The organism is Brevundimonas sp. GW456-12-10-14-LB3, assembly GCF_059424365.1.
In genome coordinates, this window is the sequence record NZ_JBWKZJ010000007.1 from 60,731 (window position 1) to 74,869 (window position 14,139).

Here is a 14,139-nt window from a genome sequence, read left to right on the forward strand (position 1 = left end):
ATTCCGACGCGAGACGGCGATTCCGCCCTTGCGCCCCGCCGCCAGCTTCCTAAAGGTGCCGGCCCCGACCATTATTGACCACGGTTCATGAGCACGATCACCACAGTCGCCGTCCTGGGCGCCGGACAGATGGGCGCAGGCATCGCCCATGCGGTGGCCCTGGGCGGCTATTCGGTCCGACTCTACGACGTGGCGCCCGCGCGGCTGCCGCTGGCCCAGGGCGAGATCGCCGCCAGCCTGTCGCGCCACGTCGGCCGCAATCTGGTGACCCAGGCCGAGGCCGACGCCGCCCTGGCCCGGATCGCCGTCACGACGGTCATGGCCGAGGCCGTGTCTGACGCGGACTTGGTCATCGAGGCGGCGCTCGAGGACGAGGCGGTCAAGAAGGCCCTCTACGCCGAGGTCGCCCCCCATCTGGGCCCGCAGACCCTTTTGGCCTCCAACACCTCCTCCATTTCGATCACTCGACTGGCCTCAGCTTCGGACCGGCCCGACCGGTTCATCGGCCTGCACTTCATGAAGCCGGCGCCGATCATGCGACTGGTCGAGATCGTGCGCGGCATCGCCACCTCGGCCGAGACCCACGCGGCGGCCGTCGATTTCGCCGAGAGCCTGGGCAAGACCACCACCGACGCCGAGGACTTCCCGGCCTTCATCGTCAACCGGATCCTGGTGCCGATGATGAATGAGGCGATCTTCGCCCTGTATGAAGGGGTCGGCAACGTCGCCTCCATCGACAAGGCGCTGCGCCTGGGCGCCAACCATCCGATGGGGCCGCTGGAGCTGGCGGACTTCATGGGACTGGACGTGGTCCTGGCCATCATGAACGTCCTGTACGACGGGCTCGCCGACAGCAAATACCGGCCCTGTCCGCTGCTGGTGAAATATGTCGAGGCCGGCTGGCTGGGCCGCAAGAGCGGGCGCGGCTTCTATGACTATTCCGGCGAGACGCCGGCGCCGACGCGATGAGTCGGTTCGAGACCTATGCCGACCTGCCGGGCCAGGCGACCATCCAGTCGCGGCCGGCGCCGCTCTATCCGATCCTGGCCTCTCTGGCCGGCGCCGCCTGGCCCCCGCTGATTCTGACCCTGCCCTTCTGGCCGCCCAACGCGATCGGGATGGGGCGTGACATCGACTGGCGGATTCTGGTGCTGCTGATCGGTCTGGCGGCCGTTCCTGCGGGCCTGTGGCGGATCAATCAGGAACGCCGTCGCGAGGGTCGGCCCGGGTCGCGCCTGGGCGTGGTCTGGCGTTTCATGCTGTTCGGCGGCCTGACTGCGGCCCTGGTCCAGGTGGTTGTCAGCCTGGTGATGGTGGTCCTGGGCTGGCTGGAGGCGGGCGACCTGATGCAGGGTCTCGGTGCGACCGAGACGACCCTCCTGATCTTCGGCGTGGGCGGCCTGCCCATCGCCATGATCGTCGGCGTCAGCTACGCCCTGTGGGCGGGTCTTTGCGTGGCCTTCATCGCCTTTGAGGCGCGGCCGACGATCGAGGTCGGGCGGCGTCGCTAAGCTTATCCGAGCGCCGCTCAGGCGCTGAATCGCTTCGGGGGAGGCTGTGAATGTCGACGGTGAACCAGACGACGGAACCGACCGGATTGGCGCCGGTCGAGGCGCCCGCCCGTATCGCTTCTCTGGACGTGATGCGGGGGCTGGCGGTCCTGGGCATATTGGCGGTGAACGTCGTCTCCTTCGGCCTGCCCTTCATGGTCTATGGCGATGCGGACCTCAGCCCCTTTCCGGTTACGGGCGCCAACGCCGTGGCCCGTTGGGCGATGGACGTCTTCTTCCACCAGAAGTTCATCACCCTCTTCGCCATGTTGTTCGGCGCTTCGATCTTTCTGGTGGGCGGTGAACGAAGCGATGCGGCGCGGGGGCGGTTGCTGCGCCGGCGCCTGTTCTGGCTGGCTGTGATCGCCCTGATCCACGGCCTGGCCTTCTGGTACGGCGACGTCCTTCTGCTCTACGCCTGGTCCGGCCTGTTCGTCATGCTGATGCGGTCCTTCTCCGCCCCCGTTCTGATCGGGGTCGGGCTGGGCGTCACCCTGGCGCTGGGGGCGATGCAGGCGGGGTTGAGCTGGCTGATGGTCGCCGGCCCCGCAGAAGTGGTCGAGGCGATGAAACAGGGCCAGCCGCAGAACAGCCAGGAGGCCGTCGCCGCCGCCATCGCCGCCTATCGCAGCGGCTGGGCCGGGGCCATGGGCCAGAACCTGACCGCCTGGTTCTTCCTCCAGGGCGCCAGCCTGGCCATGTTCGTCTTTTCGACCGTCGCCCTGATGATGACCGGCATGGGTCTGTTCAAGGCGGGTTTCCTCAGCGGCCGGGCGCCGACCTGGCTCTATCTCTTCGTCCTGGCGGTCGGGAGCGCGGTCCTGGCCCTTGTGGCGACGACCCATTGGACCGAAATCATGGCCGCGCCCGACGCCCATCCGACGCGAGGGCTGGCGGAGGCGGTCGCGGCCTTCCCGATCCTGGTGACCCTGGCCTATGTCAGCCTGATCGTGCTCGTGACCACGCGCGGACCGGCCTGGCTGGTCGCCCCGCTTCGGCCGGTGGGGCAGATGGCCCTCACCAACTATCTGAGCCAGACGCTGATCATGACCACCCTCTTTTACATGCCCTGGGGGCCGCGCCTGTTCGGTCAGGTGGACTATGTGGGCATGTGGGGCTTGGTGGCGGCCGTTTGGGCGGTCCAGCTGATCTGGTCTCCGCTGTGGCTGGCGCGGTTCAGAATGGGGCCGCTGGAATGGGTGTGGCGCTGCCTGACCTATGGGCGGCGCGTGCCGATCCGAAAAGCCGCCTGATCGCGCTTTTATCAGCGGCGTGAAAAGATTAACTGAGGAGCATGGCCGCCCCGGACACTCCCGCCGAAACCTTCAAACGCGCGCTCAGCCACGCCGCCCGCGCCCTGGCCGAGCAGCCTGAGCTGGAGGTGGTGTTCGGGTCGGACGGACCCAAGCTGGCTGGCGGGATTCTGACTCTGCCGCATCCCCCACGCGACCCCTCCGGTAACGAGAGCGCGTCCCTGCGAGGCCAGGCCGACCGCCTGGCCCTGCGTTTGGCCAATCATGACGCGGGGATCGACGCCCGTATGCGCCCCGCCGACACCCAGGCGGCCGAGGTTTTCGACGCGGTTGAACAGGCGCGGGTCGAGGCCGTGGGCTCCGAATTCCTGGCGGGGGTCAGGGACAATCTGGACGCCGCCCTGGTGACGCGGCTGGAGAAGACCGGGGCGCTTCGCATCCTCGAGCCCGAACGGGCGCCGGTTTCGGAGGCCGTGGCCCTCCTGGTGCGTGAACGGCTGACGGGCCGGCCTTCGCCCGACGGAACCAAATCCTTGCTGGATCTGGTTCGAGCCGGCATCGAGGCCAAGGCGGGCGATCAGTTGGACGCCCTGACCGCGACCGCCGGCGACCAGGCTCTGTTCGCCGAAAAGCTGCGCGAAGTGCTGCGCGCCCTGAACCTGGACCCGGGCGACGGCCAGGGCGAGGACGCCTCAGACGATCCGGGCGAGCAGGAGCCGGATCCCCAGGAGCCCGACGCCGACGATCAGCCGGACGAGGACGAGGAAGAGGGGGGCGGCGAGGGCTCCCAGTCCATGGAGGGCGACGCCGACGATCAGTCGTCGGAGCAGGAGCGCGAGAGCCGCCCCGAAGGCGCCCCCGCCGACCCTGAAGGCGAAGGCGCAGAGGACGGGCCGGAACTGAACGAGGGCCAGCAGCCCAATCGCCAGCAGACCGCCGACGACGGCCGGGCGGTCGACTTCTACCGCGTCTTCACCACCGCCTATGACGAGGTGGTGGACGCCGCCGACCTGTGCGATCCGATGGAGCTGGAGCGGCTGCGCAATCTGCTGGATCAACAGCTCACCCTGCTGGCCAGCCTCGTCTCGCGCCTGGCCAATAAGCTGCAACGGCGGCTGCTGGCCCAGCAGAACCGCGCCTGGACCTTCGATCTGGAAGAGGGGATGCTGGACACGGCCCGGTTGACCCGGATCGTCACCGACCCGACCGCGCCCCTGTCCTTCAAGGCCGAGAGCGAGAGTCCGTTCCGCGACACGGTCGTGACCCTGCTGCTCGACAATTCGGGTTCGATGCGCGGGCGGCCGATCATGGTGGCGGCGGTCTGCGCCGATATTCTGGCCCGCACGCTGGAGCGTTGCGGCGTCAAGGTCGAGATCCTGGGCTTCACCACCCGGGCCTGGAAGGGCGGACAGAGCCGCGAGGCCTGGATCAGCGCCGGCAAACCCGCCAATCCGGGCCGGCTGAACGACCTGCGTCACATCATCTACAAGGCCGCCGACGCACCCTGGCGCCGGGCCAAGAAGAACCTCGGCCTGATGATGCGCGAGGGCCTGCTGAAGGAGAACATCGACGGCGAGGCCCTGCAATGGGCGCACAACCGCCTGCTGGCCCGCACCGAGCAGCGGCGCATCCTGATGGTCATCTCGGACGGTTCGCCGGTCGACGACTCGACCCAGTCGGCCAACGCCGCCCTCTATCTGGACAAGCACCTGCGCCAGGTCATCGCCGAGATCGAGGATCGCTCGCCGGTCGAACTGTTGGCCATCGGCATCGGCCATGACGTGACCCGCTGGTACCGCAAGGCCCTGACCATCGTCGACGTGGAACAGCTGGCCGGCGCCATGACCGAAAAACTGGCCGAGCTGTTCGAGGCGGACGTCGCCGCCCCGGCCGCGCGCCGGCCGCGTCAGAAGATCGCCGCATGAGACGTCGTCTACCGCGTCTCGCGGCGGCCTGGGCGGCCTTGGCCCTGACGGCCTGCGCCGCGACTCTGGGCCCGCCACAACCGTCCCTGTCAGACGAAGACGGCTGGTCCTTCGCCGCCGCCGCGTTGAAGCCGGTCGGTCTGGGCCTGCCCGGGGCCGTCCTGGCGCCCGGCGTGCGTTTCGCGGGCGGGATCGAGATCGTCGCCGGCCTGGGATCGCCGCTGCACGGGCTTTCCGATCTCAAACTGAGCGGCGACGGCGGCTTTATCGCCGTGTCCGACGCGGGGGATCTGGTTCGCGGCGTCTTGCGCCTGGACGCGCGCGGCCGTCTGATCGGCTTGGACAGACTGGCGTCGCGCGAACTGACGTTGGAAGACGGACGGCCCATCGCCGCCAAGATCGACGGCGATGCGGAAGGGCTGGCTTTGACCCGCTCCGGCGACCTGTTGATCAGCTTCGAACGTCGCCATCGAATTTGGAACTATGGCCCGTTGTCGGCCATTCGTGCGCCTCGTCCCGTTTCCGCGCCCGACGCAGCCTTTGCGGACAATGAAGGCATGGAGGGTCTCGCCGCCTCGCTGGGCCAAACCCAGGGCTGGCGCGCGGTGGGCGAAGGCGGCGGGGTCTGGGACTGCACCGCCAGCGGCTGCCGCACCGTCGTCTCGCCGCCGGCGGAGGCGCCCCGCGATTCCGACTATCGCTTCACCGGTCTGGATCGCGATCCGTCCGGCGAAGGCTGGTTCGTGGTGGAGCGCCGCTATACGCCGCCGATCGACATGCGGGGCCGGGTGCGCCGCATGGCGCCGGATGGGTCGCTGGGGCCGGTGCTGATCGAACTGAAACTGCCCGGCACGACGGACAATTTCGAAGGCGTCGCCGCTGAGCGGCGCGGCCAGGGGACCCGGCTCTACCTTGTGTCGGACGACAACGCCAATCCGGCTCAGCGCACCCTGCTTCTGGCCTTCGATATTCGCTAGATGCGGCGCTAGATCAGGCCGCGCCCGCCCATTGGGCCTTTTCCGGTTCGCCCTCGATCGCCAGCAGGGTCTTGACGAAGGCGTCGCGCCAGATCCCCACGTCGGTGTTGCGCACTACCTGCATCAGGGCCTCCCATCGCCGCACCCGCTCGGCCAGGGGCATTGTCAGGGCCTTCTGGATGGCGTCCGACAGCTCCTCGCGGCTGTAGGGATTGACCAGAAGCGCCTCACGCATCTGTTCCGCCGCCCCCGCGAACCGGGACAGGATCAGGACGCCGGGATCGTCGGGGTTCTGGGCGGCGACATATTCCTTGGCGACCAGGTTCATCCCGTCGCGCAGCGGCGTCACCAGCCCAACCCTGGCGGCGCGATAGATCCCCGCCAGCTGGTCGCGGCGGTAGGTGCGGTTCAGATAGCGGATCGGCTGCCAATCCATGTCGGCGAAGGCCCCGTTGACCCGCCCGGCCAGGGCGTCCAGCCGCGCCCGCATGTCCTGATAGGAATCCACATCGTCCCGCGAGATCGGCGTGACCTGGAGCAGGAAGACCTCGCCGCGCATCGACGGATTGTCCTGCAAAAACTGCTCATAGCCCAGCAGCCGCTCCTCCAGCCCCTTGGAATAGTCGAGCCGGTCCACGCCGACGATCATGGCGCGGAAGGCCGCCGAGGCCGCCATCCGATCATAGGTCCGGGCCCCGAGGGTCGAGTTCTTCGCCGCCAGGAAGCCGTCCACATCGATGCCGATGGGGAAGACGCCGGTCTGAACCCGGCGGCCGAAACATTCCAGCCCGCCATGACCGAACAGCTCGCCCTGGGCCTCGCTGACCACATAGTCGGTGAAGAGGTCGCACCATTCGCGCGTATGGAAGCCGATCAGATCGAAGTCGAACATGGACTCCACCAGCCGCCGGTGATGCGGCAGGGTCACCAGCAGCTGGCGCGTCGGCCAGGGGGTGTGCAGGAAGAAGCCGATCCGGTTGCGGACGCCCAGACGACGCAGATCCCGCGCCATGGGGATCATATGGTAGTCGTGGATCCAGATGACGTCGTCCGGCTTGATCACCGGCGCCAGAACCTCGGCGAAGCGGCGGTTCACCCGCTCATAACCCTCGCCGTAGGAGCGTTCGTACTGGGCCAGGTCGATCCGGTGGTGGAACAGCGGCCACAGGGTCTTGTTGGCGTAGCCGTTGTAATATTCCTCGACGTCCTGGGGCTCCAGATCGACCAGTCCGACGGTCACGCCGGCGCGGTCCTCCACCTTCATCTCGCCGGTGAAGCTGTCGATCGTCTCTCCAGACCAGCCGAACCAGAGGCCGTCGTATTTTCGCAGGGCCGCAGACAGGGCCATGGCCAGGCCGCCGGCGGAGCCCGCAGCGGGATCGGTCGGGGCCGAAACCCGGTTGGATACGACGATGAGACGGCTCATGACTTCACTTCGGCAGCGATCCCAGCCCCGGGACCAGAAAGATCAACGCACGTCGGTCCAGGATCGGCTCAACATCACGGCGCAATTGATGATCCCGACCAGGGAGTAGGTCTGGGGGTAGTTGCCCCACAGCTCCCCGTCCTCGACGGAAATGTCTTCGCTCAAGAGGCCGGCCTGGGTGCGACGGGCCAGCATCTCTTCGAATATGGCGCGCGCCTCCTCCACCCGGCCGTTCTGATGCAGGGCCTCGATGAACCAGAAGGTGCAGAAGTTGAACGCGGTCTCCGGCTCGCCGAAGTCGTCCGGTTCGACATAGCGAAACAGGAAGGGTCCTTTTTTCAGATCCCGCTCGATCGCATCGAAGGTGGCCACCTGGCGCGGATCATGCGCGTCCAGAAAGCCCAGATCCGTCAGTTGCAGCAGGGAGGCGTCCAGTTCGCGCCCGCCGAAACTGGCGGCGAAACGCCCCTCGTCCGTCAGGAAGGTTTCCGCCTCGATCCGCTCTCGGATGGCCGCCGCCCGCTGACGCCAGACGTCGGCGCGGGCCTGCAGGCCCAGATGATCCGCCGCCTTGGCCAGACGGTCGCAGGCCGCCCAGCACATGACGGAGGAATAGGTGTGAACCCGCGCGATGGTGCGGAACTCCCACAGGCCTGCGTCGGTCTGGTCGTGCATGGCGAAGGCCCGCTCCCCGACCTTCTCCAGGGCGTGGAAATCCTCGATCGTTCCGGGACGCAGCAGGCGCTGGTCATAGAAGGCCTGGACCAGGGGCAGGACGATCTGACCGTAGACGTCGTGCTGCAGGTGCTCATGGGCCTGATTGCCGATCCGCACCGGCTTCATGCCGCGATAGCCCTCGACCGTATCGACGATGCTCTCGCCGATGCCCGGCTCCAGCCCCACCCCATAGACCGGCTGGACATGGCCGCCGGCCGAGGCGTCGACGAGGTTGCGCAGATAGCCCAGGTAGTTCTCGAGAATGTCGACCGCCCCCAGCCGGTTCAGCGCCCGCACCGTATAATAGGCGTCGCGGATCCAGCAGTAGCGATAGTCCCAGTTGCGCCCGCTCTCTTTGAATTCGGGAACGGAGGTGGTCATGGCCGCGACGATGGCGCCGGTCTCTTCATAGGCGCAGAGCTTCAGGGTGATGGCCGCACGGATGACGGCCTCCTGATAGTCCAGCGGCAGATAGAGTTTGCGGACCCAGTCCTGCCAATAGGCGACCGTGCGGTCCAGCGCGGCCTGAACCCCCGGTCCCACATCCTGATCATAGCCCTCGTCCGGGCCGAAGAAGAAGGCGTGCGGCCGTTCCAGCCGAAAGATCCGCTCCTCCAGAACGTGAGAGACGGGACAGTCGGTCGTCAGACGGAAGGTGACGTCCGGGCATAGGAACCGGATGTGATTGGAGCCCGAGGTGTGGGGCGCCCGCCGCGCGCCCCAGTCGGACGAGGGGCGCAGCCGGACGCGGATACGCGGCGTGCCGTGCAGCGGTCGAATGATCCGCCCGAAGGCGAGGGGGCGGTAGGTTCGCGAATGTTTCGGATGGCGCGGGGCGAAGTCGATGATCTCCACCGCGGCCCCGTCTTCGGCCGTCAGAACGGTCTTGAGCACCGGCGTATTGCGGACATAGGCCTGGCTGACGTGTTTCAGCCCCTCCAGCTCAATGGCCCAGTAGCCATGCTCGGGCGCCTCTCCGTTCATCAGGGCCGAAAAGACGGGATCGCCGTCGACGCGCGGGGCGCAGGCCCAGACGAACCGACCCTGACGGTCGATCAGGGCGCTGATCGCGCAGTTGCCGATGGGGAAGAGATCGAGATTGGGCGTCATCGATTCAGGCCCCCGCCACCGCTTCCAGCCAGGTCAGGACGTCGTCCACGTCGTCCAGGCGATAGCGGGCCGCGGTTTCGCGCTCAGGCCCGACGAGCACGCCATAGCCGCCCAGGGCGGCGGCGGCCTCGAAACCATGTTCATCGGTCAGGTCGTCGCCGAGCATGACGGGGGTCGCCCCCTTGAACGGCTCCTCCTGCATGAAGGCGGCGACGGCTGTGCCCTTGTCGGCGCCCGGCGTCTTCAACTCCAGCACCATATGGCCAGGCTGCAGCGCCAGGCCTGTCTCGGCCTGCAGCTGCCGGGCCAGTCGCTGCGCCGCCGCGCCCTGGTCGGGCGCCAGTCGATAATGCAGGCCCGCAGAGACTCCCTTGTCCTCGACGATCACTCCCTGCCGGTCAGCGGCGAAGGCGTGAAAGGCGTCCAAAGCCCTGGCGACGGCGGCGTCGGCCGTCGTCCTCTGGACCGGGCCGCCTTTCAGGCGCCGCTCCAGTCCATGAACGCCCGAGGCGGATTCAAGGGCCCGGTCGGTGATCCGGTCGATCTCTCTTATGGTGCGGCCGCTGACCACGGCCACCCGGCCGTCGAGGCGATCCTGCACCGCCTTCAGCACGGCCGTGCGGCGCGCCACGGGACCGACCTCGTCCGGCGTCGGCGCCATGGGCGCAAGGACGCCGTCCAGGTCGAGGAACAGGGCGATTCCCTGGGCGGCGACCGGCGGTCGGGGCAACAACAGATCGGCGGCTCCGGCGTGAGACGGCATAGGTATCTGACTCTTTACGGCTTCCCCAGGCCCCCATAACGCGCCAAAGCGGCAAAGGTTGACCCGAAAGCGACAAAGTCGTCTGAAAGAGGCGGTGCGCGCCGCCGAGGGGACTGTCTGCGGCCGTGCGTTGAAACAAGGAGAGCCCGGCCGCGGGCCTGACCAAACATGACCGAGATCGCCCATTCCTCGCCCGAAGACATCGCCGCCATGACGGGGCGCGCCCGCGAGGTCATGCGGTTGAACATCGAGGCGCTGGAAGCGCTGGAGCGGATGATCGACGTCTCGATCGCGCGGGCGGTGGATGTGATCATGAGCCGCCCCGGCTATGTGGTCGTCACCGGCATCGGCAAGTCCGGCCACATCGGCGGCAAGATCGCCGCCACCCTGGCGTCCACCGGCACCAACGCCTTCTTCGTCCATCCGGCGGAGATGAGCCACGGCGACCTGGGCATGCTGCGACCGGATGTGACGGTCCTGGCCATCTCCAACTCGGGCGAGAGCCGCGAACTGCGCGATCCGCTGATCTTCTGCCAGCGCAACGGCATTCCGGTCATCGCCATCACCCAGCGTCCGACCAGTTTCCTGGGACGCAACGCCGCGGTCTGCCTGACCATGCCCAAGGTGGCTGAGGCCTGTCCGAACGGCCTGGCGCCGACCACCTCGACCCTGATGACCCTGGCCCTGGGCGACGCCCTGGCCATGGTGCTGATGGACCGGCGCGGGTTCAGCGCCCTGGATTTCGGTCTGCACCACCCCGGCGGCGCCTTGGGCATGAGCCTGCAAAGCGTGCGGGAATGGATGGGCGACAACGCCGCGGCCCCGGCCAGCGTGCCGCTGAACGCCAGCTTCAGCGAAGTGGTCTCAGCCATTACGGAAGGCCGAAAGGGGGCGGTCGCCGTCTTGAAGGCGGACGGCGCCTTGGCGGGGATCGTCACCGACGGCGACCTGCGTCGCGCCTTCCAGCGCGACATCACCGGCCTGACCGCCGCCGACATCATGGGGGCCAATCCGATCACGGTCGATCCGGACGCGCGGATGAGCGACGTCGTCGACCTGCTGACCGCGAACAAGATTTCCAATCTGTTTGTGGTGGAGGAGGGGCGGCCGACCGCCATCGTCCATATCGCGGAACTGATGCAGGCCGGCTACGTCGCCTGAGCCGCTGATGATGCGTATCCTCTATGACGCCAGCCGGCTGATGAGCCGGGCCGAACGTTCCGCCCCCACCGGCGTCGATCGTGTCTGTCTGGCCTATGCCGAATGGCTGCTGTCACGGCCCGACGTCGTCACCCTGCCGGTTCGCGGGCGCAAGAACCGCCTGGTCGCCGTCCAGCCCGAGTGGTTCCGGGACTTCGTGGTCGATCTGCGCGCGCGTTGGAGCGGGGCGGGCGTCGCCCCCGCCGACGTGGCGCATGAAGCCTTGTTGCTCGAGGCTCTGGCCGCCCCCGCCCGACCCGCAGAGTCTGTCATCAGTCCCCCGCCCCCGCCGGAGCGTGAGAAGCCGGCGGACAAGGGACGGGTGTTGAAACAGTTCTTCAAATCCCGTCACGTCGCGCCCCTGCCGGCCGCCGACCTCTATCTGAACGTGGGCCATACGACCCTGCATCAGGCCGACGCTCTGAGGGATCTGGAAGCGGCGGGTGTGGAACGGGTCGTTCTGATCCATGATCTGATCCCCATCACCCATCCGGAGTTCTGTCGGCCGGGCGACGGCGCCAAACACCACGCCCGAGTGACCCACGCCCTGCGTCACGCCAGTCGGGTGATCGTCAACTCGGCCTATACCCGCGACGAGTTGCGGGCCTTTGCGGCGCGAGAAGGTTTGCCGCAGCCGCCGGTCCATGTGGCGCACCTGGGCCTGGAACCGGCCTTCGTCGCCGGCGATGCGGTGGCGACCAGCCGTCCTTATTTCGTCCATGTGGGCACCATAGAGGCGCGAAAGAACCTGGCCCTGTTGCTGACCTTGTGGCGGCGGCTGGAGGAACGGCTGGGCGAACGCACCCCCTCCCTGGTCCTGGTCGGGCGCTACGGCTGGGAGAATGAGGCGGTGCTGGATCATCTGCAGCGCTCGCCCAATCTGCGGGGGATCGTTCACCAGGCGGCCAACCTGTCCGACGAGGTGCTGGCGCGCCTGATGCGGGGCGCGCGGGCGGTGCTGGCGCCCTCGTCGGTCGAGGGGTTCGACCTGCCTGCGGTCGAGGCGGTGGCCATGGGCCGCCCCCTGATCGCCTCCGACATTCCGCCGCACAGGGAACTGACGCCCCAAGCCGAGTTGATCGATCCCCTGGACGGGCTGGGCTGGCTGGCGGCGATCGAGCGGGCGACCATGACGTCTCCGCCCGCCGCCTCGGAAGGTCGCGCTGCGCCGTCGTGGGAAGCCCATTTCGACATCGTCGCTCGGGCGGTCGGCCTGGCGGCGGCCTCGCCTCTGGCGGGCGGTGCGAAAGGCGGGTAATCAACGCGCGAACAAGGGCCGATCCGTTTCCATGACTCGCACCATCCTGCCGCTTGCCATCGTCGCCATCCTGAGCGGGTGCTCCACCCTGCCGCGCGACGGGCCCTCGGGCGCTTCCATCGACGCTGGGGCCTCTACAGCCCAGGCCCTGGGCAGCTACGCCCTCGTGCCCCTGACCTATGAGGTGACGGAGCGGATGAAGGCGGTGCCGCCTCAGTTCTTCGGCACCCTGGCGGCCGCTTCCAGCGAACAGCCGGTCGATGTGATCGGCGAGGGCGATACGCTGGCGATCTCGATCTATGATCCCTCCGGCGCCCTGTTCGGCGGCAGCCTGGGCGGGACGTCGGCTTCGGCGCGCACGGTTCCCAGCCTGTCCGGCGGTTCCCAGGCCCTTCCGGGCGTCACGGTCGATCGCAGCGGCTCGGTCTCCGTGCCCTTCGCCGGTCCGGTCCGCGTCGTCGGCCTGACCTCGACCCAGGCGGCGGCCGCGATCCGCCGCGCCCTGGTCGGCAAGGTCGCCAATCCCCAGGTTCTGGTGGGGATCTCCGGCAACGCCTCCAACACCGTCAACGTCCTGGGCGACGTTCGCCAGCCGGGGCGTGCGCCGCTGGGCGTCAACAGCGACCGGATTCTGGACGTCATCGCCGCCGCCGGCGGATCGGCCCGCCCGACTGACGATCTGACGATCAGCATCCAGCGCGGCGGGCAGACCTACACCGCCCCCCTGTCGGCCGTGACGACCGAGTTCAGCGAGAACGTGCGCCTGCAAAGGGGCGACGTGATCAACGTCCAGTACAAGCCGCGTCGGTTCTCCACCTTCGGCGCTCTGAACGCCGTCACGCAGGTCGACATGCCCGCCGGACCCATGACCCTGACGGGTGCCATGTCCAAGGTCGGAGGGCTGAACACCGCCACCGCCAACGCCCGGCGCGTTATGGTCTTCCGCTTCGAGCGACCGGAGGTGGCCCAGGCTCTGGGGATCAACCAGCCGGCCACGCCCAAGGGGGTGCCGGTGGTCTATCAGCTGGACTTCAACAACGCCGCCAATGTCTTCGCCGCCACCAATCTGGAGATCATGCCCGAGGACGTGATCTATGTGCCCCTGGCCGGCGCGGCAGAGGCGCGCAAATTCTTCGAGTTCGTTCAGAGCGTGACCCGCGTCGTCTATGACGTGTCGGTGACCAGCGCGATCAACGTCGACTGACGCCCGTGCAGGCGTGGCGCGCCCTTCTGTCCCGGCTGACGGGGCGCGCCGCCGCAGTCGCGACTGATATGGTCGATCCGGCCGGCGCCCCAGACCCCTTCGTCCGTCCTGCGGAAATCCCCTCGGAGGCTCCCTCGCCTCTGGATCAGGCGCTGGACGAGATCGAGGCGGGCGCCCTGGAGGTCTACGCCCGCGCCGGCCTCCCGACCCGCCCCGGCCATTATCGTCGGGCGCCGAACCAGACCGTCTGGGATTTCGTCGCTGCGAATCTGACGCCTCAGGTGCGATTCGCCCTGGCCTTGGAGCATCCGCCGGAGACGGGTTGGCGCTTCGCCCGGCTTCAGGACCTGGGCGCGCGATCCGATCGTCCCGACCTGCGCGCGGCGTCACGGTTGCTGAACGAGATCGCCGATCTGCGCCTCGCGCGGAGGGGTGTTCTGACCGAAGATCATCTGCTGGTCGCCATGGAACTCGGCGGGGCCTGGCGGGCGTTGAGGGACGCCAAGGCCGCGCCTGCGTCGGCGGCCCCACCCGCACCCAAGCCCCGCAAGACGCCCCGCAAGCCTTCGGCCAAACCCTCGACCGAACCGGCAGCCATGCCCCCTAGGAAGCGCCGGTCCAAGGCCGCCTCCGCTGCAACGGCGTATAAGCCCGCCAAGCCGGGCTGAGGCGGGCGGCCCGTTTCTGCAGGCGGCGTAACTCGCAACAATATTGCCGGCTCTGTTTTGTATCGCGCAAACTTGATCTAAGAGCGAG

Annotated in this window: 12 protein-coding genes; 9 read left to right on the forward strand and 3 right to left on the reverse strand. The window is 68.0% G+C overall.

The window, feature by feature from the left end:
• The first annotated feature begins 87 nt into the window (after positions 1-87).
• From AC07XS_RS04960 to AC07XS_RS04980, 5 genes are read left to right on the forward strand one after another with little or no spacing between them, the layout of a single operon-like run.
• Positions 88-969, forward strand: coding sequence for a 3-hydroxybutyryl-CoA dehydrogenase (locus AC07XS_RS04960; RefSeq protein ID WP_182713747.1), 882 nt, complete (start codon positions 88-90; stop codon positions 967-969).
• Positions 966-1,511, forward strand: coding sequence for a phthalate transporter (locus AC07XS_RS04965; protein ID WP_182713746.1), 546 nt, complete (start codon positions 966-968; stop codon positions 1,509-1,511). Before AC07XS_RS04960 ends, AC07XS_RS04965 begins: the two co-directional genes overlap by 4 nt.
• A 50-nt stretch (positions 1,512-1,561) precedes the next feature.
• Positions 1,562-2,803, forward strand: coding sequence for a DUF418 domain-containing protein (locus AC07XS_RS04970; RefSeq protein WP_182713745.1), 1,242 nt, complete (start codon positions 1,562-1,564; stop codon positions 2,801-2,803).
• 41 nt (positions 2,804-2,844) lie between these two features.
• A complete protein-coding gene (cobT, locus tag AC07XS_RS04975) occupies positions 2,845-4,728 on the forward strand; it encodes a cobaltochelatase subunit CobT (protein WP_182713744.1) in 1,884 nt (627 codons plus the stop codon).
• Positions 4,725-5,705 (forward strand): esterase-like activity of phytase family protein, encoded by a 981-nt coding sequence (locus tag AC07XS_RS04980; protein ID WP_182713743.1) that lies wholly within the window; start codon positions 4,725-4,727, stop codon positions 5,703-5,705. The genes cobT and AC07XS_RS04980 overlap by 4 nt, the downstream gene beginning before the upstream one ends.
• Positions 5,706-5,718: 13 nt before the next feature.
• On the opposite strand, the gene AC07XS_RS04985 is transcribed toward AC07XS_RS04980, so the two are convergent.
• Genes AC07XS_RS04985 through otsB form a run of 3 tightly spaced genes read right to left on the reverse strand, consistent with a single transcriptional unit; the run spans position 5,719 to position 9,721 of the window.
• Positions 5,719-7,131, reverse strand: coding sequence for a trehalose-6-phosphate synthase (locus AC07XS_RS04985; RefSeq protein ID WP_182713742.1), 1,413 nt, complete (start codon positions 7,129-7,131; stop codon positions 5,719-5,721).
• A 42-nt stretch (positions 7,132-7,173) separates the two neighbouring features.
• Positions 7,174-8,958, reverse strand: a complete 1,785-nt coding sequence (locus tag AC07XS_RS04990) for a glycoside hydrolase family 15 protein (RefSeq protein ID WP_182713741.1) — start codon at positions 8,956-8,958, stop codon at positions 7,174-7,176.
• A 4-nt stretch (positions 8,959-8,962) separates the two neighbouring features.
• Positions 8,963-9,721: a trehalose-phosphatase gene (otsB, locus tag AC07XS_RS04995; RefSeq protein ID WP_227976023.1), complete on the reverse strand. Its 759-nt coding sequence runs from the start codon at positions 9,719-9,721 to the stop codon at positions 8,963-8,965.
• A 168-nt stretch (positions 9,722-9,889) separates the two neighbouring features.
• Here otsB and AC07XS_RS05000 point away from each other — a divergent pair, with 168 nt between their 5' ends.
• The 4 genes from AC07XS_RS05000 to AC07XS_RS05015 are packed head-to-tail and all read left to right on the forward strand — an operon-like array spanning position 9,890 to position 14,051.
• A complete protein-coding gene (locus AC07XS_RS05000; protein ID WP_054764326.1) occupies positions 9,890-10,882 on the forward strand; it encodes a KpsF/GutQ family sugar-phosphate isomerase in 993 nt (330 codons plus the stop codon).
• Between the two features lie 7 nt (positions 10,883-10,889).
• Positions 10,890-12,179 carry a glycosyltransferase family 4 protein gene (locus tag AC07XS_RS05005; RefSeq protein WP_224764298.1) on the forward strand — a complete coding sequence of 430 codons (1,290 nt, stop codon included), beginning with the start codon at positions 10,890-10,892 and terminating at the stop codon, positions 12,177-12,179.
• A 31-nt stretch (positions 12,180-12,210) separates the two neighbouring features.
• Positions 12,211-13,383: a polysaccharide biosynthesis/export family protein gene (locus tag AC07XS_RS05010; RefSeq protein ID WP_182713740.1), complete on the forward strand. Its 1,173-nt coding sequence runs from the start codon at positions 12,211-12,213 to the stop codon at positions 13,381-13,383.
• A gap of 5 nt (positions 13,384-13,388) precedes the next feature.
• Positions 13,389-14,051 (forward strand): hypothetical protein, encoded by a 663-nt coding sequence (locus AC07XS_RS05015; RefSeq protein ID WP_182713739.1) that lies wholly within the window; start codon positions 13,389-13,391, stop codon positions 14,049-14,051.
• Positions 14,052-14,139: the final 88 nt, after the last annotated feature.

What these genes read in the sequence shown, in the direction of transcription:
- AC07XS_RS05000 (WP_054764326.1), top strand. Translation starts at nt 9,890, where the DNA reads ATGACCGAGATCGCCCATTCCTCGCCCGAAGACATCGCCGCCATGACG.
- AC07XS_RS04970 (WP_182713745.1), top strand. Translation starts at nt 1,562, where the DNA reads ATGTCGACGGTGAACCAGACGACGGAACCGACCGGATTGGCGCCGGTC.
- AC07XS_RS05010 (WP_182713740.1), top strand. Translation starts at nt 12,211, where the DNA reads ATGACTCGCACCATCCTGCCGCTTGCCATCGTCGCCATCCTGAGCGGG.
- AC07XS_RS04965 (WP_182713746.1), top strand. Translation starts at nt 966, where the DNA reads ATGAGTCGGTTCGAGACCTATGCCGACCTGCCGGGCCAGGCGACCATC.
- AC07XS_RS04960 (WP_182713747.1), top strand. Translation starts at nt 88, where the DNA reads ATGAGCACGATCACCACAGTCGCCGTCCTGGGCGCCGGACAGATGGGC.
- AC07XS_RS05005 (WP_224764298.1), top strand. Translation starts at nt 10,890, where the DNA reads ATGATGCGTATCCTCTATGACGCCAGCCGGCTGATGAGCCGGGCCGAA.
- cobT (WP_182713744.1), top strand. Translation starts at nt 2,845, where the DNA reads ATGGCCGCCCCGGACACTCCCGCCGAAACCTTCAAACGCGCGCTCAGC.
- AC07XS_RS04980 (WP_182713743.1), top strand. Translation starts at nt 4,725, where the DNA reads ATGAGACGTCGTCTACCGCGTCTCGCGGCGGCCTGGGCGGCCTTGGCC.
- otsB (WP_227976023.1), bottom strand. Translation starts at nt 9,721, where the DNA reads ATGCCGTCTCACGCCGGAGCCGCCGATCTGTTGTTGCCCCGACCGCCG.
- AC07XS_RS04985 (WP_182713742.1), bottom strand. Translation starts at nt 7,131, where the DNA reads ATGAGCCGTCTCATCGTCGTATCCAACCGGGTTTCGGCCCCGACCGAT.
- AC07XS_RS04990 (WP_182713741.1), bottom strand. Translation starts at nt 8,958, where the DNA reads ATGACGCCCAATCTCGATCTCTTCCCCATCGGCAACTGCGCGATCAGC.